The organism is Pseudonocardia sp. Ae505_Ps2, from assembly GCF_001932425.1.
In the GTDB taxonomy this organism is placed as follows: Bacteria; Actinomycetota; Actinomycetes; order Mycobacteriales; family Pseudonocardiaceae; genus Pseudonocardia.
Genome location: NZ_MCIP01000001.1, coordinates 4,116,500 through 4,135,948 on the forward strand (window position 1 = coordinate 4,116,500; position 19,449 = coordinate 4,135,948).

General features: G+C 74.1%; 19 protein-coding genes. 8 read left to right on the forward strand and 11 right to left on the reverse strand.

Going from position 1 to position 19,449, the window contains the following annotated elements; all coding sequences use genetic code 11:
- Window positions 1-135: 135 nt before the first annotated feature.
- The 3 genes from Ae505Ps2_RS19635 (at window position 136) to Ae505Ps2_RS19645 (ending at window position 3,289) form a co-directional block, all read left to right on the forward strand.
- Complete coding sequence (locus Ae505Ps2_RS19635) at window positions 136-1,425, forward strand: glycosyltransferase 87 family protein (protein WP_075305816.1); 1,290 nt, start codon at window positions 136-138, stop codon at window positions 1,423-1,425.
- Window positions 1,426-1,511: 86 nt separating this feature from the next.
- Complete coding sequence (locus Ae505Ps2_RS19640; RefSeq protein ID WP_249265307.1) at window positions 1,512-2,798, forward strand: GAF domain-containing protein; 1,287 nt, start codon at window positions 1,512-1,514, stop codon at window positions 2,796-2,798.
- A gap of 200 nt (window positions 2,799-2,998) precedes the next feature.
- Window positions 2,999-3,289, forward strand: coding sequence for an SDR family NAD(P)-dependent oxidoreductase (locus Ae505Ps2_RS19645; protein WP_233147513.1), 291 nt, complete (start codon window positions 2,999-3,001; stop codon window positions 3,287-3,289).
- On the opposite strand, the gene Ae505Ps2_RS19650 is transcribed toward Ae505Ps2_RS19645, so the two are convergent.
- Both Ae505Ps2_RS19650 and Ae505Ps2_RS19655 read right to left on the reverse strand, forming a co-directional pair.
- Complete coding sequence (locus Ae505Ps2_RS19650; protein WP_233147748.1) at window positions 3,226-4,029, reverse strand: ABC transporter permease; 804 nt, start codon at window positions 4,027-4,029, stop codon at window positions 3,226-3,228. The two genes, Ae505Ps2_RS19645 and Ae505Ps2_RS19650, sit on opposite strands and share 64 nt — an antisense overlap.
- Window positions 4,030-4,118: 89 nt before the next feature.
- Entirely contained in the window at window positions 4,119-7,277 is a 3,159-nt protein-coding gene (locus Ae505Ps2_RS19655) for an alpha/beta fold hydrolase (RefSeq protein ID WP_083696030.1), read from the reverse strand.
- Between the two features lie 234 nt (window positions 7,278-7,511).
- Between Ae505Ps2_RS19655 and Ae505Ps2_RS19660 the strand changes: the two genes are divergently transcribed.
- The 4 genes from Ae505Ps2_RS19660 (at window position 7,512) to Ae505Ps2_RS19675 (ending at window position 12,104) form a co-directional block, all read left to right on the forward strand.
- Entirely contained in the window at window positions 7,512-9,206 is a 1,695-nt protein-coding gene (locus tag Ae505Ps2_RS19660) for a metallophosphoesterase (RefSeq protein WP_075305820.1), read from the forward strand.
- 260 nt (window positions 9,207-9,466) lie between these two features.
- A complete protein-coding gene (locus Ae505Ps2_RS19665; protein WP_020626757.1) occupies window positions 9,467-10,561 on the forward strand; it encodes a TerC family protein in 1,095 nt (364 codons plus the stop codon).
- Between the two features lie 192 nt (window positions 10,562-10,753).
- Complete coding sequence (locus Ae505Ps2_RS19670) at window positions 10,754-11,854, forward strand: sodium:proton exchanger (protein WP_075553848.1); 1,101 nt, start codon at window positions 10,754-10,756, stop codon at window positions 11,852-11,854.
- A gap of 19 nt (window positions 11,855-11,873) precedes the next feature.
- Entirely contained in the window at window positions 11,874-12,104 is a 231-nt protein-coding gene (locus tag Ae505Ps2_RS19675) for a hypothetical protein (protein WP_075305824.1), read from the forward strand.
- Window positions 12,105-12,124: 20 nt separating this feature from the next.
- On the opposite strand, the gene Ae505Ps2_RS19680 is transcribed toward Ae505Ps2_RS19675, so the two are convergent.
- Window positions 12,125-12,628 carry a YfcE family phosphodiesterase gene (locus Ae505Ps2_RS19680; RefSeq protein ID WP_075553849.1) on the reverse strand — a complete coding sequence of 168 codons (504 nt, stop codon included), beginning with the start codon at window positions 12,626-12,628 and terminating at the stop codon, window positions 12,125-12,127.
- Window positions 12,625-13,002 (reverse strand): FKBP-type peptidyl-prolyl cis-trans isomerase, encoded by a 378-nt coding sequence (locus Ae505Ps2_RS19685; protein ID WP_020626759.1) that lies wholly within the window; start codon window positions 13,000-13,002, stop codon window positions 12,625-12,627. Before Ae505Ps2_RS19685 ends, Ae505Ps2_RS19680 begins: the two co-directional genes overlap by 4 nt.
- Window positions 13,003-13,121: 119 nt before the next feature.
- Here Ae505Ps2_RS19685 and Ae505Ps2_RS19690 point away from each other — a divergent pair, with 119 nt between their 5' ends.
- Window positions 13,122-13,778, forward strand: coding sequence for an SMI1/KNR4 family protein (locus Ae505Ps2_RS19690; protein ID WP_075305828.1), 657 nt, complete (start codon window positions 13,122-13,124; stop codon window positions 13,776-13,778).
- A gap of 11 nt (window positions 13,779-13,789) precedes the next feature.
- Here the strand turns inward: Ae505Ps2_RS19690 and pqqE are convergent, their stop codons facing one another.
- The 7 genes from pqqE to Ae505Ps2_RS19725 form a co-directional block, all read right to left on the reverse strand.
- Window positions 13,790-14,872 (reverse strand): pyrroloquinoline quinone biosynthesis protein PqqE, encoded by a 1,083-nt coding sequence (gene pqqE, locus Ae505Ps2_RS19695; RefSeq protein ID WP_075305830.1) that lies wholly within the window; start codon window positions 14,870-14,872, stop codon window positions 13,790-13,792.
- The gene (gene pqqD, locus Ae505Ps2_RS19700) at window positions 14,869-15,231 is read right to left on the reverse strand and encodes a pyrroloquinoline quinone biosynthesis peptide chaperone PqqD (protein ID WP_083696027.1); all 363 of its coding nucleotides are present in this window, start codon (window positions 15,229-15,231) and stop codon (window positions 14,869-14,871) included. The genes pqqE and pqqD overlap by 4 nt, the downstream gene beginning before the upstream one ends.
- Window positions 15,218-15,925, reverse strand: coding sequence for a pyrroloquinoline-quinone synthase PqqC (gene pqqC, locus Ae505Ps2_RS19705; protein WP_075305834.1), 708 nt, complete (start codon window positions 15,923-15,925; stop codon window positions 15,218-15,220). The genes pqqD and pqqC overlap by 14 nt, the downstream gene beginning before the upstream one ends.
- 1 nt (window position 15,926) lies before the next feature.
- Window positions 15,927-16,853: a pyrroloquinoline quinone biosynthesis protein PqqB gene (gene pqqB, locus Ae505Ps2_RS19710; protein ID WP_075305836.1), complete on the reverse strand. Its 927-nt coding sequence runs from the start codon at window positions 16,851-16,853 to the stop codon at window positions 15,927-15,929.
- Window positions 16,854-16,920: 67 nt separating this feature from the next.
- Window positions 16,921-17,013, reverse strand: a complete 93-nt coding sequence (gene pqqA / locus Ae505Ps2_RS19715; protein ID WP_075553850.1) for a pyrroloquinoline quinone precursor peptide PqqA — start codon at window positions 17,011-17,013, stop codon at window positions 16,921-16,923.
- A 49-nt stretch (window positions 17,014-17,062) separates the two neighbouring features.
- On the reverse strand, window positions 17,063-18,751 hold the full coding sequence (locus Ae505Ps2_RS19720) for a PQQ-dependent dehydrogenase, methanol/ethanol family (protein WP_075553851.1): 1,689 nt from the start codon (window positions 18,749-18,751) through the stop codon (window positions 17,063-17,065).
- Between the two features lie 13 nt (window positions 18,752-18,764).
- Window positions 18,765-19,229 carry an MSMEG_3727 family PQQ-associated protein gene (locus tag Ae505Ps2_RS19725; protein WP_075305840.1) on the reverse strand — a complete coding sequence of 155 codons (465 nt, stop codon included), beginning with the start codon at window positions 19,227-19,229 and terminating at the stop codon, window positions 18,765-18,767.
- Window positions 19,230-19,449: the final 220 nt, after the last annotated feature.

Consider the following 19,449-nt stretch of genomic DNA (forward strand, 5'->3'; position numbering starts at 1 on the left):
GTCCGCGGCGGGGCGGCCGGGCCTCCCCGCTACCGTGGACCACCGTCATCTCCCGTCCGGCCGCCGGGTCCGCCCGTCACGCGGCCGCATCCCCGTCCGGCCCGGGCGGCCCGGTCGTTCTCGGAGGAGCCCCGCGTGACCGTCATCCGCACCACGCCCGACCCGGACGTGCCCGCAGCCCCCGGCCGGGGCGGCGCCGCGCTGGTCGGCAGGCTGCGCGCGGCGGCGCTGACCCGGTGGACGCTGGTGGTCACCGTCCCGCTGCTGGTGGCCGCGCTGTACTGGTCCTGGTACCGGCTGCGGAACTACGCGCTCGACCTCGACGTGTACCGGATCGGCGTGCAGGCCTGGCTGGACGGCAGCGACATGTACGGCCGGCTCCCGCTGCCCCTGCACGGGCCCGAGCTGCCGTTCATCTACCCGCCGTTCGCCGCCATCACGATGGTGCCGCTGACCGTCGTGCCCTACGCCGTGGCGTTCACCGCGCAGTTCGTCGCCTCGGTGCTGTCGTTGGCGATCTGCATCGCGCTCACGATCCGCGTCGCCTGGCCCGCGGGCGGGTGGCGGGCGCCGTTCCTGCTGGGCGTGCCGGTGCTGGCCGCGGTCCTGCTGATGGAGCCGGTCGCGCAGACCTTCGCCTTCGGGCAGATCAACCTCGTGCTGATGCTGCTGGTGCTGGTCGACCTCCTCGCCCCGCGTACCTGGTGGCCGCGCGGGCTGCTGCTCGGCCTGGCCGCGGCGATCAAGCTGACCCCGGGCGGGTTCGTCCTGTACTTCCTGGTCCGGCGGGACTGGAAGGCCGCGGGGGTCGCCGTCGTCACCGGCATCCTCGCCACCGGGCTCGGGTTCGTCGTCGACCTCGACTCCTCGGTGCGGTACTGGTTCGTCGGCGGGCCGGCCGCCGGGGTGAGCGGCTCGACGTTCTTCTCCAACGAGACCGTGCAGGCCGTGCTCGCCCGCCAGGAGGTCCCCGAGCCCTGGTTCCACATCCTGTGGCTGGGCATCGTCGCGGTCCTGCTGGCGTTGGCCGTGCCGATCATCCGACGCTCCGAGCCGGTGATCGCGATGTCGGCGACGGCCGCCGTCGTGCTGATGGCGACCCCGACCGCCTGGTCGCACCACTGGGTGTGGGTCGTGCCCGCGCTGATCGGGATCGGTGCGCACGCCCTGCGGTACCGCAGTGCCGGGTGGGCGGTGGTCGGCGTGGTCATCGCCGCGATCTTCTACGTCGCTCCGTTCCGCTGGATGCCCAACGTGTGGGGCGTCGAGATGAAGTGGAGCCTCTGGGAGCAGGTCCTGGGGGCCAGCTACGTCATCCCCGCCGCGCTGACCCTCGGGCTCGGCTGCTGGTACGTCACCCGGGGCCCGGGGCGTCCCGGCGGTCCGCGGGCGCCGCGTCCGGAACGGCTGCGCGTCGGCTCCTGACCCTCCGGTGGGCCCCCGGGGCACGACGGCCCGCGACTATGGCGCGGGTCACGGGCGCCCGCCTACTGTGGGGGCCGGAGGTGCCGGTGGAGCCAGTCGACGACGACCGGAACCGGGCAGGCGTGTGTGCCGTCCGCCCGGGAACCGACCTCGGTCGGCACGCCCGGATGCTGTCCCGGCTGCACGACGCGGTGCTGTCCGGCGACGCCCGCCCCGTCGACACGGCCCGCGGCCGCCGGCTGGTCACCCGGTCCTGGGACCGGGTCCGGGCCCAGGGCGTGGACCCCGACGCCGGTGAGCCGCCCGGCCCGCTGGATGCCGCCGTCGTCGAGCAGCGGCGGGCGACCTCGCCGCTGGCCCCGGTGCTGCCCGCGCTGCGTGCCGCGCTGACCTCGGTCGCCGAGGACGCCCGGCACGTGATGGTCGTCTGCGACGCCGACGGGGTCCTGCTGTGGCGGGAGGGCTCGACCGCGGTCCGCCGCCGTGCCGACGCGCTCGGGTTCACCGAGGGCGCCGAGTGGTCCGAGCGGTCGGTCGGCACCAACGCGATCGGGACCGCGCTCGCCGAGGGCGGGCCGGTGCAGATCTTCTCCGCCGAGCACTTCGTGCGCAGCCACCACGGCTGGACCTGCACCGCGGCCCCCGTGCACGACCCGCGCAGCGGTGAGCTGCTCGGTGTCGTCGACCTGTCCGGGCCCGCCGAGACCGTCCACCCGACGACCGTGGCGCTCGTCGACACCGCGGTGCGGCTCGCCGAGGCCGGGCTGTGGCAGCGCCACGAGGCCCGCCTCGACGCGCTGCGCACCATCGGCGCCCCGATGCTCGCCGGTGACACCGGGCCCGGCCTGGTCGTCGACGACCACGGCTGGGTGGCCGCCGCGTCCGGGCTGCCCGGCGTCGAACGGGTCGCCGCGCCGGTGCCCGAACGCCTGATCGCCGTGCACGGGCTCGGACCGTGCCTGCCCGAGCCGGTGCCCGGCGGCTGGCTGCTGCGCCCGGCGTCGGGCGGGGGCAGACGGATGCGGCTGCGCCTGGACCTGGACGGCCGCCCGCCGCAGGCCGTGATCGAAGGCACGACCCGCTGGGTGCACCCGCTGTCGACCCGGCACGCCGAGGTCCTGGTGCTCCTCGCCCGGGCCGGGACGGGCGGGCTGGACGCGGCGACCCTGTCCCAGGGGCTCTACGGCGACCGGGCGCACCTGGTCACCGTCCGCGCGGAGATGTCCCGGCTGCGCCGGAACCTGGGCGGCATCCTGCTGGCCCGCCCCTACCGGATCGCTCCCGAGGTCGAGCTGGACCTGACCGGGCTGGCGGGCAGCCGGGTGGTGCGCGAGTCGGGCGCGCCCGGCGTCGCCGCCCTGCGCCGCGACTGACCGCCGCCCGGGCGGCGACGCCCGGCGCGGACCGGTCCCGCGTCGGCCGGGCACCCGCCCGGCCGACGGCGGGCGCTGCAACCGGCCTGCAACGCTGTCCCGGACCCGCGCCACCAGGGTGGACTGGCTGTCGCGGGAACGTCCCGCCGCGGCAGGGACGCCGCCCCCGGCGGCCCGCGCGAGCGAACTGGGAGGCCGACATGGGTGTCGCCGTGGTCACCGGAGCCGGACGCGGGATCGGGCGGGGCATCGCCCTGCGGCTGTCACGCGACGGGCACGCCGTCGCCGTCAACGACCGGGACGCCCACGGCGCCACCGCCGTCGCCGAGGAGATCCGGGCGGCGGGCGGGACCGCCGTGGCCTACCCGGCCGACGTCACCGACCCGGACGCGGGTGCCGGGCCACGCGGGGCGGCCCGGCACCGCGGTCAGCTGGTGATGTCCTTGGTGCGGAACCGCCACGCCGCGAGCCCCAGGAACACGGTCGCGTAGCAGACCGCGGAGAACGCGCCGTAGGTCATGTCCGACCAGTCGACGTCGGTGGCCAGAAGCGCCGACCAGGCGTCGCCGTAGTGGGTCGGGAGGAAGTCCCGGATGATCCCCAGGTCCTCGATCTGGTCGATGATCTGGGAGACGATCGAGGCCATCACCGCGCCGCCCACCGCGCCCAGCGGGGCGTCGGTGCTCACCGACAGCAGCAACGCCAGTCCGGCCACCCAGCTCAGCTGCACGGTCACGTACAGCGCGCCGAGCATCACCCGCCCGACCGCGCTCCAGAACGGCAGCGACTCCCCGATCGGCGAGACCAGGTCCCCGGTGCCGTAGGCGATCGCGCCGACCACCAGCGAGGCGACCGGGAGCAGCAGCAGCGCCGCCACCGACAGCACCCCCGCGACGACGGCCTTCTGCCGCAGCAGCCGCGCCCGCGGCACCGGGACGGCCAGCAGGTAGCGCAGCGACGACCACGACGCCTCCGAGGCCACGGTGTCGCCGAAGAACAGCGCGACCAGCACCACCAGCAGGAAGCTCGCCGAGGCGAACAACGTGAACACCGCGAAGTTCGCGGCGCTGCCCGACGCCAGGTCGACCAGGCTCGGGCCGCGGGCGCCGGGGTCGTCGTCGCCGAGGGAGAACGCCGCCCACAGGATGATCGGCATCGCCACGACCAGCGCGAACGCGACCTGGGTGCGACGGCGCTGCAGCTGGCGGACCAGCTCGGTGCGCAGCGGCATCGTGCGTCCCGGGACGGCGGGCGGCGCGGCCCGGCCGGTCACGAGGTCGCCGACGTGCCCGCGACGGGTCGAGAGCTGACGGTCGTCACTCACGGGGTACCTCCGGCGTCCTGCCCCCGCGGGGCTTCCACGTCCTGCCCCTGCGCGGCTTCCACGTCACGGCCCTCGGGGCCCACCAGTTCCAGGAACGCGTCCTCCAGCCGGCCGCGCGGCCCGGCCGCGCTGACCGCGACCCCGCCGGACACCAGCGCGGCGACGGCGTCGGCGCGGGCGGTGTCGCCCGTGTGGGCGTGTACGACGCCCGGCTCGTCCCCGGTGACGACGTCGGTGACGCCGTCGAGGGCGGCCAGCACCGCCGCGGCCCGGCCGGTGTCGTCCACGGTGAACGACGAGCCGCCCCCGGCCGCCATCAGCTCGGCGACCGTCCCTGCGGCGACGACCGTGCCGCGGTGCATGACCACGACCTCCGAGCAGGTCTGCTCGACCTCCGACAGCAGGTGGCTGGACACGAGCACCGTCCGGCCGCCCGCGGCGTAGCGGCGCAGCAGCTCGCGCATCGCGTGGATCTGGGGCGGGTCGAGCCCGTTGGTGGGCTCGTCGAGGATGAGCAGCTCGGGCAGGCCCAGCATCGCCTGCGCGATCGCGAGGCGCTGCCGCATGCCCTGGGAGTAGGTGCCGACGCGGCGGTGCACCGAGTCGCCGAGACCGGCGATCTCCAGCGTCTCGGCCATCCGGGCCTGCTCCGGTGGGCGTCCGGTGGCCTCCCAGTACAGGCGCAGGTTCTCCGCGCCTGACAGGTGCGGCAGGAACCCGGGGCCCTCGACGAACGCGCCGATCCGCGACAGCACCGCCGCGCCGGGCCGGATCGGGCGGCTGAACGCCGTCATCGTCCCGGCGGTGGGCGTGATCAGGCCCATGAGCATGCGCAGGACGGTCGTCTTGCCGGCGCCGTTCGGGCCGAGCAGGCCGAGCACCGCGCCGCGCGGCACCGTGAACGACACGTCGGACACCGCGGCGAACCCGTTGCGGTAGGTCTTCGCCAGCCCGCCGACGACCAGCGGCGCCGCGTCGTCGGGCACGTCGTCGTCGGCGGGGTCGGCGCGGCGCGACCGCAGCCGCGCCACCAGCCACGCCACGAGCGCCGCGGCCAGCACGGCGGCGATCCCGAGCACCGGCCACAGGGGGACCGTCCCCGCCGACTCGGTGCGGCCGGGCACCTGGGGCACCGACAGCGCGGTGTCCCCGGCGAGCCCGACCCGCCACACGGCCGGGTCGGCGCCGGAGTCGTAGCCCTGGTCGGTCGTCGACAGCTGCACCAGCAGGCGGCTGCCGCCCTGCACCGGTGCGACGACGCCGGGCAGCGTCACCGTGGTCTCGGCCGGGGACCCGTCGGCGGGGACGGCGATCCGCAGGGGCGCGACGGCGTTGCCCAGCAGCGTGCTGCGCCCGTCCGGGCCGAGCGTGGTGAGCGAGGCGAACAGCACCGCGGTGTCCGGGGCGGGCTGTCCGGCGACCCGCGCGACGCGCACCGTCACCCGCGGTGCCCCCGACGGCTGTATCGCGTCGGCGACGGGCGCGGTGAGGAACCGGGCGGACTGGCCCGGCGTCGTCAGGCCGGACAGGCCGCCCAGCGAGCCCAGCGACCCGAGCGCCGAGCCGAGCCCCGGCAGCGAGGTGAGCGCCGAGGGGTTCCCGCCCGGCGGGTGGACGACGGTCTGCTCGCCACCCTCCAACGGCAGCGCGGTGGTCGGTGCGGGAGCGGAGCCCGCCCTCAGGCCGGGGTAGGCGTCGGCCAGGACGGTCCGGCCGGTGGGGGTGTCGTCGCGGGCGCGGACGGAGCTGCGGACCTGGTAGGCGAAGGGGGCCTCGGCGAGGCCGCCGGTGGTGCCCTCCGCAGCGGGCAGGCCCCGCAGGTGCTGGTCGAACCAGTCGGCGATGCGGGCGCGGACCTCGGAGTCGGGGCCGCCGCCGTCGTGGCCGCCCGCGAACCACAGCACCGACACGGGAGTGCCGTTCGCGGCGATCTGGCGGGCGTTCGCGTCGGCCTGGTCGAGACCGAACAGGGTGTCCTGTTCGCCCTGGACGAGCAGCGTCGGCGCGGTGATCCGGTCGGTGACGGTCGCGGGGGAGGAGCGGCGCAGCAGCCGGGCCAGCTCCGGGGAGACGCGGCCGGTGCGGGCGGCCTCGCCGTAGGCGGCGCAGACGTCGCGGGCGAAGCGGCCGCAGACCGGGTCCGAGGGGGCGCCGGGCACCGCACCGGGGCTGCCCGCGGACGTGCCGGGGCCGGCCGGGCCGGAGCTCCCCGTCCCGCCTGCCGCGGGCCCGGCGTCGACGGCCCCATTCCCGGAGCCGACACCTCCGACACCGCCGCCTCCGTCGGCTCCGCCGCCGGTCGACCCACCGGTCCCGCCGGTCGCGTCCGACCCGCCGAAGCCGCCGCCGGACTCGTCGCCGGAGCCCGACCCGGCCCCGGACGCGGTGTCGCCGCCCGCGGGGACCCGGCCTCCGGAGCCGAAGAACACCCCGGCCCAGCCGCTCTTGAACACCCCGTCACCGGCGCCCGCTCCCGCGGCGGGGGTGCCGGGTGCGCTCGTGCCGGTGGGGACGGCGTTGTTCGGGAACAGCGCCTGCCCGAGGTCGTTCCAGGTGATCACCGGGACGATCGCGTCGATCCGCCGGTCGTAGCCGGCCAGCAGCAGGGCGAGGCCGCCGCCGTAGGAGCCGCCGGTCACCCCGACGCGGGGGTCACCGGGGCCGTCCTGCTGCACGTCCGCGCGCCGGGACAACCGGTCGACCAGCCGGGAGGCGTCGGCCACCTCGCGGTCCGGGTCGTCGAGCCCGATGCTGCCGCCGGAGGCGCCGAAACCGCGCGCGGTCCACGTCTGCACGACGTACCCGCGGGCGGCGAGCTCGCGGGCGTCGGAGTCGACCGAGTCCTTGCTCCCGCCGAAGCCGTGCGCGACCAGCACCGCGGGGGCGGGGGAGGCCGCGGTCGCCGAGGCGGGGACGTAGAGCGAGGTGTCCAGGTCGATCGTGCCCGGCTGTCCGGGGCCGGCCGGGACGGCGACCCGTTCGGCGGTGACGGCGACCGACCCGCCGTCGTCGGCGGCCGCCGCGGCGGGTGCCGCCGTCGCGCCCGGGACACCGGGGGCGGCCGCCGCGGCGGGGGCGAACGCCAGCACCAGAGCGGTGACCGTCGCCGCCACGATCGGGGTACGGACCCACCGGGCCCGGGGGAGCACGTGCACCTCGTCGAAACTACGCAGATCCCCGCGGCCGCGTCGCGGGGCGGTGCGTGCGCCCCACCACGTCCCGTCCGTTCCCGTCCACCGGACCGTCCCCGCGCCGGTGCCGCGGGAACCGGCCACCGCGGGATGAGCTCCGCACCAACGGCGCGCGACCCCCGGGTGTCGTCGCCCGTTCACCTTCTGTTCCGCCGTGCAACGCCGACCGGAAGCCGCGACCCGGCACCGTCACCGGGTGTGAGCGTCAACCCCACCGGAGAGACCCCCGGCGTCGGTGTCCCGCGGGCACTCGCCGTCGACATGACGATCGCCGACCAGCAGGACTGGCTGGCCGCGTTCCTGCGTCGGCACCCCGTCAGCCGGCGCACCGCGCTGCGCGGCGGCGCCGGCGTGCTGGCCACGCTCGCCGCGTCCGGGTCACCGTGGGCACGCGGGGTCGCCGCGGCCGCCGGACCCGCGCCGGTCACCGTCGTCGGACGGCACCTGGCCTACGGGCCGGACCCGGCCCGGTCGATGTCGTTCTCCGGGGAGCTGACCGCGGCACCGCCGCCCGGCCGGATGGTCGTCGACGTCGGTACCGACTCCGGGTTCGGCCTGACCCTCCCGGTGCAGGTCCGCCCGCTGGAGAGCCTGGTCCCGCAGGCCGACGGCGGCATCCGGGGCACCCGGCAGTGGTTCGTCCATGCCCGCGCCGACGGCCTGACCCCCGGCAGCCGCTACGTCTACCGGTTCCGGCTGGAGGGCGCGGACGGCACCGCGACGACCACCGCGACCAGCACGTTCCGCACGGCCGCGCCGCGCGGCACCCGGCACCGGTTCACCTTCACCGCGTTCGCCGACCAGGGTGTCAGCACCGGCGCCGAGCCGAATCTCTACAAGGCCGACGACACCCACCGCAGTCCGATGCCGTCGGAGGCGCTGACCGCGCTCGTCGCAGCGGAGCAGCCCGCGTTCCACCTGCTCGCCGGCGACATCTGCTACGCCGACCCCTCCGGTGCCGGGAAGCCCGCCCTCGACGGCGCGGGGCACGACGACGAGGCCCACGACAGCTTCGACCCCACGGTCTGGAGCACCTACTTCGCCGCGATCGAACGCTCGGCCGCGTCGACCCCGTGGATGTTCGCCACCGGCAACCACGACATGGAGGCGCTCTACGACCTGAACCGGGCCGACGGCCCCGCACACGGCTACGCCGGGCACGCCGCCCGGCTGTCGCTGCCCGGGACCGGCCCCCGCGGCTGCCCCTCGGTGTACGCGTTCACCCACGGCACCGTCGGGGTCGCCAGCGTCGACGCCAACGACCTGTCCACCGAGATCCCGACCAACGCCGGCTACTCCGGCGGCACCCAGCTGGCCTGGCTGGAGCGGACCCTGGCCGGCTGGCGCGCCGACCCGGACATCGAGTGGATCGTGTTGTTCTTCCACCACTGCGCCTTCGCCACCTCCGGCGCGCACGCCTCCGACGCCGGGGTGCGACGGGCGTTGGCGCCGCTGTGCGACCGCTACCGGGTCGACCTGTGCGTCCAGGGCCACAACCACCAGTACGAGCGCACCGACCCCATCCGCGACGGCCGCCCCACCCGCCCGGCCCCGGACCGCTCGACCGTCCACCCGGAGACCGACGGCACCACCTACGTCTGCGTCGGCTCCGGCGGACGGCCCCGCTACCGCTGGCAGCCCGGCGAGACCGACAGCCACCGTGGCCAGGAGACCGAGCAGGCGCCGGTCACGAGCTTCGTAGCGGGACCCGACGACCAGAAGCAGGCCGAGACCGTCACCTGGTCGCGGACCCGGTACCTCGGCTACGCCTATCTGCGCTGCTCGGTGGTGCCCGGCTCGCACGGCACCGACTCCGAGCTCGTCGTGCACGCGATCACCGACCTCGGTGAGGAGATCGACAAGGTCCGGCTCAGCCGTCCCGCGCGTCACTGAACCGGACACTACGGACGAAGTGGGTCACCGACCGGGTGCACTGGGTCACCCCGACTCGCCACGCAACGGTGCAGGGAGGACACTTCACCTACCGCAGGGGAGTATCCCTACCGCGGTGGTGTCGTCAGCACGGTGTCGTCGTGAGCGTGGCTCGCGCGCGGACCCGGCACCACCGGCCACGCTCGGCAGTCGCAGGACCAGGGTGCCGTGGCGGGAGAGACCTCGGGCTGTCTGATACTGCCCTGGTCTGGAGGAAGTCCGTGAACGTACCCCTGTGGGTCTGGTTGGTCACCATCGTCGGGTTCGTGCTGGTGATCGGCGCGGACCTGTGGCTCAACGACCACAAGCCGCACGCCGTGACCCTGGGCGAGGTCACCCGCTGGGTCGTCTTCTACGTGGCGCTGGCCGTCGCGTTCGGCTGCGGGGTCTGGTTCTTCTCCGGCGGCACCTACGCCGGCGAGTTCTTCGCCGGCTACCTGACCGAGTACTCGTTGTCGGTCGACAACCTGTTCGTCTTCCTCATCATCATGTCCGCGTTCAAGGTCCCGGTCCTCCACCAGCACCGGGTGCTGCTGGTCGGCATCGTGATCGCGCTGATCATGCGCAGCATCTTCATCGCCGCGGGCGCGGCGGTCATCGACCGCTTCAGCTGGGTGTTCTTCCTCTTCGCCGCGTTCCTCATCTACACCGCGGTCTCGCTGGTCAAGCAGGCCGCCGGCGGCGACGACGAGGAGTGGAAGGAGGGCCGGGTCCTGAAGTGGGTCCGCAAGGCCTTCCCGGTCACCGACGACTACCACGGCGCCAAGACCACGGTGAAGATCGACGGCAAGCGCTGGCTGACCCCGATGCTGATCGTGATGATCGCCATCGGCGTCACCGACATCATGTTCGCCCTGGACTCGATCCCGGCGATCTTCGGGCTCACCCAGGAGCCCTACCTCGTCTTCACCGCGAACGCGTTCGCGCTGATGGGGCTGCGCCAGCTCTACTTCCTGCTCGGCGGGCTGCTCAACAAGCTGGTCTTCCTGTCCTACGGCCTGGCGGTGCTGCTCGCCTTCATCGGCGTCAAGCTCGCCCTGCACGCCCTGCACGAGAACGAGCTGCCCTTCATCAACGGCGGGCAGCCGGTCCCGGTCCCCGAGGTCGGGATCGGGCTCTCGCTCGGCGTCATCGTCGGCGTCCTCGCGATCACCACGATCGCCAGCCTCGTCGCGGTCCGGATGAAGCCCGAGCTGGCCGAGCAGGGCAGCGGGATCACCGCGCCGCCGCTGGCCCGCACGAAGGAGGAGGCCGCGCAGATCGAGGCCCGCGACGAGCAGGCCGACCACCGCGTCAGCGCGCCCCCGCGCGACTGAGACCCACCGTCCCCGACGGCCTCCCTCCGCCCCGGCGTCCGCATCGGACACCGGGGCGGCTCCGTGTCCGCCCCCGTCGACGGCGCCGCCCCTGACCTGCCGAGACATCGCGCTCGCGGTGTCAAGTGTTGCATCGGCACGTGGCCCAGGTCACCATCGAGTGATCCTGGCAGCGTAGCGAGGGGCTGACGCATGATCCCGGTGATCGAGTTCGTCCTGGGCGTCGCCGTGCTGGTCTACAGCGCGGAGAAGCTCATCGGTTACCTGGTCGGGGTGGCGAGCCGCTGGGCGATCTCGCTGTTCCTGATCGCCGTCGTCTTCACCGGCATCGAGTTCGACGACCTCGCGTTCGGCGTCGTCCTCAACGTGGAGGACCTCAGCGACGTCGCGCTCGGCACCGTCATCGGCACCACGATCGCGCTGACCGGCATCGTGCTGGCTCTCGCCGCGATCATCGCGCCGACCCGGGTCGAGGTCCCGCGCGACTACCTCGCGCTCTACGTCGCCGCTCCGGTGGTGATGTTCCTGCTGGCGCTCGGCGGCCTGCTCACCGCCGGGACCGGCGTCGTGCTGATCCTGCTGTTCGTCGCCTTCGTCGGCTGGATCGCCTACCGCGAGTACTCCGCCCGACGGCCCGTCTGGCGCAACGCCGAGGTCTACGAGCAGCTGGAGCGGGCCGGGGTCGGCGCGGGCGGGAGCACGACGGCGACGGTCGCGACGAGCGGCCCGCTCCGGACCGGGACGGCGGACGGCAGCAGCCCCGGGTTCCGGCTGCCCGAGGACCTGCGCGTCGACGACGGGTTCCTGAAGGCACGGTCCCAGCCGCCCGGGCGGACCGTCCTGTTCGCCGTCATCGCGCTGATCGGGCTCGTCGTCGGCGCACTCGTCGCCGGGCAGGGCACCGAGGGCATCCTCGAGACCTGGGCGATCAGCGGGACGGTCTTCGGGGTCACCATCGCGACGCTCGCACTGTCGCTCGAGGACATCCTCATCACCGTCGAGCCGGCCCGGCGCGGCGCACCCGAGATCGCCGTCGCGAACGTGCTCGGCAGCGTCGTGTTCTCGGTCACCGGCAAGCTCGGCGTGATCCTGCTGGTCGGCGGGTCGATCGTGGTCGACCCGACGGCCCTGGTCTGGCACCTGCCGGTGCTGCTCGGGCTGACGGTGCTCTCCGCAGTGTTCCTCGGCACCGGGCGGATCCGCCGCTGGCACGGCGTGGTGCTGCTCGTGCTCTACGCCGCCTACTTCGTCGTCAGCCTCACCGTCTTCGGCGGCGTCCCCGTCGACGACTGAGCACCCGCAGGGAGACCCGATGCCCACGAAGGACCGGCTCACGAAGGACCGGATGGCCGCGGCGCTCGCGGTCGTGGCCGCGCTGATCGGCCTGGTGCTGGTGTTCGGCACGGGCGAGGGCGCCCGCGACGACGACTCCCCGGCCGGCGGCCCGTCGTCGGCGACCCGGGTGGACGACGACCGGCAGGCCCCGGCGGCTCCGGTCCCGCAGGACCGGGGCCAGCAGCCCGACGACGATGACGACGGCTGACGACGACGGCTGACGGGACGTCAGAGGTGGTGCAGCACGACGTCGTCGATCCGGCCGTCGTGCAGGGTCAGCGTCATCCAGGTGTGGGTCGGCATCCGGCGCCGGTCGGTCGGCGACCCCGGGTCCAGCAGGCGCAGCCCGTCGGCGACGGAGTCCCACGGGATGTGCGAGTGCCCGAACACCAGCAGGTCGGTGTCGGGGTGCGCGGCGAGTGCCCGGCGTTCGCGGCCCTGCTTCGGGCCGGTCTCGTGGGTCACCGCGACCCGGACCCCGTCGATCCTCGCCCGGGCCGTCTCCGGCAGCCGGGCGCGCACGTCGTCGCCGTCGTTGTTGCCCCAGCAGGCGAGCAGCCGGGCCGCGCGGCCCGCGACCCGGTCGAGCAGTTCCACCGAGCACCAGTCACCGGCGTGCACCACGACGTCGGCGGCGTCGACGGCGTCCCACACCGGCCCGGAGAGCCCACCGGAGTGGGCGGCCCCGCGGCTCGGGTGGTGGGTGTCGGAGATCAGCAGGAGTGCGGTCAGCGCACGCCCACCAGGTCGCAGACGAAGATCAGGGTCTCGTTCGGGGCGATGACGCCGCCCGCGCCCTGGGCGCCGTAGCCCAGGTGCGGCGGGATCACGAGCCGGCGGCGGCCGCCGACCTTCATCCCGGCGACGCCGTTGTCCCAGCCGGAGATGACCTGCCCGGCGCCGAGCCCGAACTGCAGCGGCTGGCCGCGGTCGTAGGAGTTGTCGAACTCGCGGCCGGTGGACTGCGAGACCCCGACGTAGTGCACGGCGACGGTGTCACCGGGCTTGGCCTCCTGGCCGTCGCCGACGGAGAGGTCCTCGGTCACGAGGTCGGTGGGCAGCGGGCCGTCGACGATCTCGACGGCGGGCTTCTGCGGTGCGGACACGGACGTGCTCCTCACGGACGGGGACGGCCCACGGGGGGCGGGCCTGGGGTGTGCGACGACCCTGCCAGAACCCGTCGGCGGGTGCGTCCCGGGCCCGCCCGTCGTGGCAGGGTGCACACGTGACCGGTGACCGTGACCTCTCCGGCGGGGCTCCCGACGACGGCGTCGCGACCGACTGGCCCCGCTGGCTCGACGTGCTGGAACGGGCCGGGATCCCGGCCTCGTCCAACCTCCGCGCGCCCGCGGAGCCGGGCGCGGTCGCCGACGCCGAGGCCGTGTTCGGCCGGGAGTTCCCGGCCGCGCTGCGGGCGCTCTACACGCTCGCCGACGGCCAGCTGGCCGACCACCCGCGAGCCCCCGGTCCGCACCCGGAGGTCGCGACGAGCCTGTTCCCCGCGACCTACCGCTTCGTCCCGCTGGCCGAGGCGACCCGCGAGTACCGCGTCTGGGTCGACGCCGTCGCCACCGTGGGGAGCGACTTCGTGACCGTGCGCGCGGGCGACCCCGTGCGCGCCCATTACTGGGACGTGGGCTGGTGGCCACTGGCCGTCGACGGCGGCGGGAACGCCCTGGTCGTCGACACCGTCCCGGAGCCGGGCGGCACCGTGGGGCAGATCGTCGTCGCCGGGCCGGACGAGGACGAGCGCCGCGTGGTCGGGACGGGTGTGGGGGACTACCTGCGTCGGCTGATCGCCGCCGGACCGCAGGTCGACGACGCGGTCGTCGACCCCGCGGACCGGTCGTACCGCTTCTGGGACGCCGCGCACCTGCGCTGACCCGGTCGGGCTCAGCGGTGCGGGCGGGGGGCGAGCTCCAGGTCGACCCGCCCCGGCCGGTTGGCCTCGCCCACCACGTCCTCGACGAGTCCGTGCTCGGGCGACAGGTGGCACACCGGGTCGGTGGCCGCGGCGTCGCCGGTGAGCTGGAACGCCTGGCAGCGGCACCCGCCCAGGTCGATCTCGCGCCGGTCGCAGGTCCGGCACGGCTCCTGCATCCAGTCCTCGCCGCGGTAGGCGGTGAACAGCGGCGCCGACGTCCAGATCTCGGCCAGGCCCGTGTCGTGGACCGAGGCCCGCGGCAGCGGCAGGGTCTGCGCCGCCGGGCAGGGCAGCGCGTCGCCGTTCGGGGCGACGGTGAGCTGGCGCTGCGCCCAGCCCCCCATGCACGGCTTGGGGTGGCGGGAGTAGTAGTCGGGCAGCACGTGCACGACCTCCATCGACCCGGCCAGCCGCGCCCGGGCGGCGGAGACGACCTCCTCGGCCCGGTCGAGCTGCGCAGCCGTCGGCAGCAGCGACGACCGGTTGCGCCACGCCCAGCCGTAGTACTGGGTGTTGGCGAGCTCCACCCGGTCGGCGCCGAGGCGCTCCACGAGGTCGACGATCGCGCCGACCCGGTCGATGTTGCCGCGGTGCAGGACCACGTTGACCGTGAGCGGCCAGCCCAGCTCGCGCACCAGCGCGCACGCCTCCAGCTTCCGCTCGAACGACCGGATCCCGGCGATCCGGTCGGAGGTGGCGGGCTCGTCGGCCTGCACGCTGACCTGTACGTGGTCCAGGCCCGCCGCGCGCAGCGCCTCGGCCCGCGGGCGGGACAGGCCCATCGCGCTGGTCACCAGGTTGGTGTACATGCCCAGCTCGGCGGCGGTGCGGACCAGCTCGGGCAGGTCCCGGCGCAGCAGCGGCTCCCCGCCGGACAGGTGGCACTGCAGCACGCCCATGGCCGCGGCCTCGCCGAACACGCGCTGCCAGTCGGCGGTGGACAGCTCGTCGTCGTAGCGGGACAGCTCGATCGGGTTCGAACAGTAGGCGCACGCCAGCGGGCAGCGGTAGGTGAGCTCGGCGAGCAGCCCGAACGGGCGCGGGTCGCTCATCCGAGCGCCACCAGGTTCCGGTCGACGAGCCGGGCCAGGTAGTGCCGCACCTGCTCCCCGACGACCAGCTCGTCGGCCTCGTCGAAGTCCGCGACCAGCGCGGCGACGATGTCGTCGACGGTGCGCTCGCCGTCGCACAGGCGCAGCACCGCGTGCCCGGTCCGGTTCAGCACGACGACGGTCTCCGGCCCGAGCAGCACCCAGCCGTCGGTCGGGCGGTCCGGGCGCATCCGCACGTGCCGGCCCAGCCGGGGCCGGGAGCCCCCGGTCACCGTGGCCGCGCGGGCGGCCCGCTCGCCGCGCCGCGGTGCCGGCACCCGCGCCGCACCGGCGGCCGTCGACCCGTCACGCGTAGGCATGGTCGATCGCATCCATGATCGCCCACAGCACGTCGCACTTGAACGACAGCGCGGCCTCGGCGGCGTCCTGCTCGGCGGGCGTGCGGCAGTGCGCGACGACGACCTCCAGCGCGTGCTCGGAGTCCCGCGGGGCCTGGACCAGGCGGTTGCGGAAGTACTGCAGCCCGTCCGGGTCGATCCAGGTGTAGTACTTCTCGAACGCCGCCAGCCGCTCGGCCATCAGGTCCGGGGCGAACAGCTCGGTCAGCGACGACGCGACCGCCTCGACCCACGGCCTCGTGCGGGCGAAGCCGACGTAGGCGTCGACGGCGAACCGCACCCCGGGCCGGACGTGCCGGTGGTCGAGGATCTCCGACCGGCTCAGCCCGCACGCCTCGCCGAGCCGCAGCCACGCCTCGATACCCCCCTGTCCGGAGTTCCCGCTGCCCGGTTCCCGGCCGTCGTGGACCCCATCATGGTCAGTGATCCGGCGGATCCACCGCCGACGGACCCCGACGTCGGGGCAGTTCGACAGGATCGCCGCGTCCTTGACCGGGATGGCCTCCTGGTAGGCGAACCGGTTCGCGACCCATCCGCGGATCTGGTCGGGGGTCAGGGTGCCGTCGTTCATGCGGACGTGGAACGGGTGCGCCGAGTGGTACTGCGTGGCGTGCGCCCGCAGGCGTCGCACCAGCGCGGTGTCCGGAGCGGTCATGTCAGACCTCCAGTTCCAGTCCGTCGAACCCGACGACGACCCCGGCGGCGGTGACCGCGGCGCGTTCGGCGGAGTCCTCCAGCAGGACGGGGTTGGTGTTGTTGACGTGCACGTAGACGATCCGGGGCACACCGAGGGCGGTGAGCACCTCCAGGCTGCCACCACGGCCGCCGATGTGCAGGTGTCCCATGTCGTGCGCGGTCTTCGCGGCCAGCCCGAGCCGCACCAGCTCGTCGTCGTGCCAGGTCGTGCCGTCGACGAGCAGCAGGTCCGCGCCGTCGATCTCGTCCTGCACCGCGGGGGTCAGCTCCTGGACACCGGGCAGGTACACGGCGTACCGGCCGGACGCGGTGTCGGTGAACCGGTACCCGACGACGCGCCCGGGCAGGCCCTCGGCGGTACCGATGCCCGCTCCGCCTGCGCTGCGCGGGGACGCGAACCGGTCGTGCTTGCCGGTCGGCGCGTCGAACGCGCGGTAGGCCAGGCCGCCGAGGTCGTGGTCGGAGCCGGGGACGACCTCGGTCCAGGTCACCGGGCAGAACCGCTCCAGGGTGCCCAGCAGCCCGGACCCCTCGCGCAGGGTCCGCTCGGTCGCCGCGGTGGCGTGGAGCGACACCCCGCGGCCCTCGCGCAGCAGCACCAGCCCGAGGGTGTGGTCGATCTCGGCGTCGGTGAGCAGCACCCCCTGCAGCGGGGTCGTCCGGTCGCCGGTGGGGTGCAGCGCGGGCGTGTCGGCGAGCTGGGTGCGGATGTCGGGGGAGGCGTTGACCAGCCACCACCGCCTGCCGTCGGGGGAGACGGCGATCGAGGACTGGGTGCGCGGCGTCGCCGGCCGTGAGCCGTCGCGCACCGCCCGGCAGCCCGGACAGCCGCAGTTCCACTGCGGGAACCCGCCACCCGCCGCCGAGCCGAGGACCCGGATCCTCATGGCACCCCCTTGTTCCACGGCGACGGCCGGGGGCGCGCCGTTCGCGCACCCCCGGCCGTCGGCCGTCTCACACCTCGGTACGGGCGATGTACATCGTCACCTCGGGCGCGCAGCCGATCTCCTCGAACTCCGGCGCCTCCCACTCGGTGGTCGACTCCATGCGATCACCTCCCTCCTCACGACGTCCGGGTTCCCGGGAACGGCGGGTCCTACTGCTCGGGCAGCGCGAAGCAGAACAACGCGTCACCCGCGGCCGCGCCGAGCAGACCCGGCAGGAACCCCTCGACCCAGCCGCCCCACCCGGTCGGCACGGCGACGAACTGCCTGCCGTCGACCTCGAAGGTGGTCGGGCTGGAGTGGTGCCCGCTCCCGCACTGGAACGACCAGAGCTTCTCCCCGGTCGAGGCGTCGAGCGCGACGAACTCACCGGTCGGGGTGCCCTGGAAGACCAGGCCGCCCGCGGTGGTCAGCGTCGACGCGCACATCGGGTACTCGTTGTTCCAGCGCCACTTCTCCTCGCCGGTGAGCGGGTCGATGGCGGCGACGAACCCGTAGAAGTCCTCGATGTCGACGGCGACGCCGGCGCCCCAGTAGGGGATGGACTCCTTGAACTCGCGGCGGCGCCGGGTGGCGGTCGCCCCGACCTCCTGGACGGGCACGTACATCAACCCGGTCTGCGGGTTGTAGGACATGTGCGTCCATTCCTTGCCGCCCGCCGGGCCCGGCCAGAAGTGCACCGGGACGCCCTCCTCGTCGGGGTAGATCTTCGGCGTCACCGTGCCGTCCGGCGTGATCTCGCCCCAGGTGATCCGGTCGACGAACGGGAACACGCGCACGAGCTCGCCGTTGGTCCGGTCGAGCACGAAGAAGTAGCCGTTCTTGTCCGCGTGGGCGAGCAGCTTGCGCCCGTCCGGTGCGTCGAACAGGACGTTCTCCATCGTGGAGTCGTAGTCCCACAGGTCGTGCGGGGTGAACTGGTAGTGCCACCGGATCTCGCCGGTGTTGACGTCCACCGCGATCGTCGAGTCGGTGTAGAGGTTGTCGCCCGGCCGGACGCCGCCGTCGAAGTCCGGCGCGGGGTTCCCGGTGCCCTGGAACAGCAGCTCCAGCTCCGGGTCGTAGGTGGGTGTCACCCAGCAGTTCCCGCCGCCGCGCTGCCAGGCCTCGCCGTCGTCGGGCCAGGTCTCCGAGCCGGGCTCGCCCGGCTTCGGGACGGTGTAGCAGCGCCAGCGCCGCTCACCGGTGTGCGCGTCGAACGCGTCGAGGTGTCCGCGGACGCCGAACTCCCCGCCGGCGCTCCCGACGATCACCAGGTCCTTGACGATCAGCGTCGCGACGGAGCCGCTCTCCCCGGCGCGGACGTCACCGTTGACGGTGTCCCACACGACCTTCCCGGTCGTCGCGTCGAGCGCGACGATGTGCGCGTTGAGGGTGTACAGGTAGACCTTGCCGTGCCCGACGGCGAGACCGCGGTTGACGTTGCCGCAGCACAGGGACACGTCGTAGGGCGAGGCGTGCTTGTAGCGCCACAGCTCCTCGCCGGTCCTCGCGTCGATCGCCCAGGCGCGGCCGTCCGGGCCCGAGACGTACATGACGCCCTCGACGACGATCGGTGATGCCTCGAACGAGTAGGTCGACGCACCGGACTGCATGCCGACGGCCCCGGCCTGGAAGACCCAGGCGGGGGACAACCGGCGGACGGAGTCCCTGTCGATCTGGTCGAGCTCGCTGTAGCGCTGGCCGTCGTAGGTGCCGTAGTAGGTCAGCCAGTTCTGCGGCTCGGAGCGCGCGCCGCGGATGCGGTCGTAGTCCACGGTGGAGGTGGCCGGGGCCTCGCCCCGGACGTTGGTGAGCTGCACGTGCGGGATCGCTTCGCCCGCGTCGACGTAGTCGGTCATCTCGGGATCCTTCCTACGGTCGCGGCTGCGGGGGACGGTCGAGCTTGGCGTGGTCGGGTACCTCGCCCCCGATGACGATCGAGCCGGTGAGACCGCGGCCCTCGTCGTTGCCGCTCGCGGAGCCGTAGTAGTACGTTCCCGGCCCGTCGAGGTTGATCTTCGCGGTGCCCTTGGAGTGGTTCACCAGCCAGATGAACTTCGGGTCACCGTTGCTGGGCAGCACCGCGCAGTGGGTGTTCTTGTCGTCGTTGATCAGGGTCAGCTCGATGTCACCGCCGTGCGGGAGGATGAGGATCCCGGGCTCGTAGCAGATCTCGTCCTCGGGGATCCGGATCGTCGCCCGGAGGACGCCGTCGGGTCCCTCCTCGGCGTACCCGATGGTCCCGCTGCCGAGCAGCCGGCCGAGCGCCAGCCGGTTCTGCCGGCCGAGGCCCGCGGCCTCCAGCTGTTCGGCGCGTTCGTTGTCGGTGGTCGTCATTGACACTTTCCTCCCGAGCGCAATTCGTCGGCGGGTACGTGATCACTTTCACACTGCGCGGTGGTAAGCGTCAACCCCGCGCGCGCACCCGATTCCGCGCCGACGATCATGAATGCTCGGGTCGATGTGCGAAACGATCTCCCGCAACGGCCGGTGCTCGGCGCGGACGATCTTCCAGCAGGTCAGATCCGCCTGCGTGGTGTCATATCGTCGACTCGTC

Excerpts from the sequence above, each read along its gene's own strand:
- Ae505Ps2_RS19645 (WP_233147513.1), top strand. The coding sequence starts at position 2,999 with ATGGGTGTCGCCGTGGTCACCGGAGCCGGACGCGGGATCGGGCGGGGC.
- Ae505Ps2_RS19650 (WP_233147748.1), bottom strand. The coding sequence starts at position 4,029 with ATGCCGCTGCGCACCGAGCTGGTCCGCCAGCTGCAGCGCCGTCGCACC.
- Ae505Ps2_RS19670 (WP_075553848.1), top strand. The coding sequence starts at position 10,754 with ATGATCCCGGTGATCGAGTTCGTCCTGGGCGTCGCCGTGCTGGTCTAC.
- Ae505Ps2_RS19675 (WP_075305824.1), top strand. The coding sequence starts at position 11,874 with ATGCCCACGAAGGACCGGCTCACGAAGGACCGGATGGCCGCGGCGCTC.
- pqqE (WP_075305830.1), bottom strand. The coding sequence starts at position 14,872 with ATGAGCGACCCGCGCCCGTTCGGGCTGCTCGCCGAGCTCACCTACCGC.
- pqqD (WP_083696027.1), bottom strand. The coding sequence starts at position 15,231 with ATGCCTACGCGTGACGGGTCGACGGCCGCCGGTGCGGCGCGGGTGCCG.
- pqqC (WP_075305834.1), bottom strand. The coding sequence starts at position 15,925 with ATGACCGCTCCGGACACCGCGCTGGTGCGACGCCTGCGGGCGCACGCC.
- pqqB (WP_075305836.1), bottom strand. The coding sequence starts at position 16,853 with ATGAGGATCCGGGTCCTCGGCTCGGCGGCGGGTGGCGGGTTCCCGCAG.
- pqqA (WP_075553850.1), bottom strand. The coding sequence starts at position 17,013 with ATGGAGTCGACCACCGAGTGGGAGGCGCCGGAGTTCGAGGAGATCGGC.
- Ae505Ps2_RS19720 (WP_075553851.1), bottom strand. The coding sequence starts at position 18,751 with ATGACCGACTACGTCGACGCGGGCGAAGCGATCCCGCACGTGCAGCTC.
- Ae505Ps2_RS19725 (WP_075305840.1), bottom strand. The coding sequence starts at position 19,229 with ATGACGACCACCGACAACGAACGCGCCGAACAGCTGGAGGCCGCGGGC.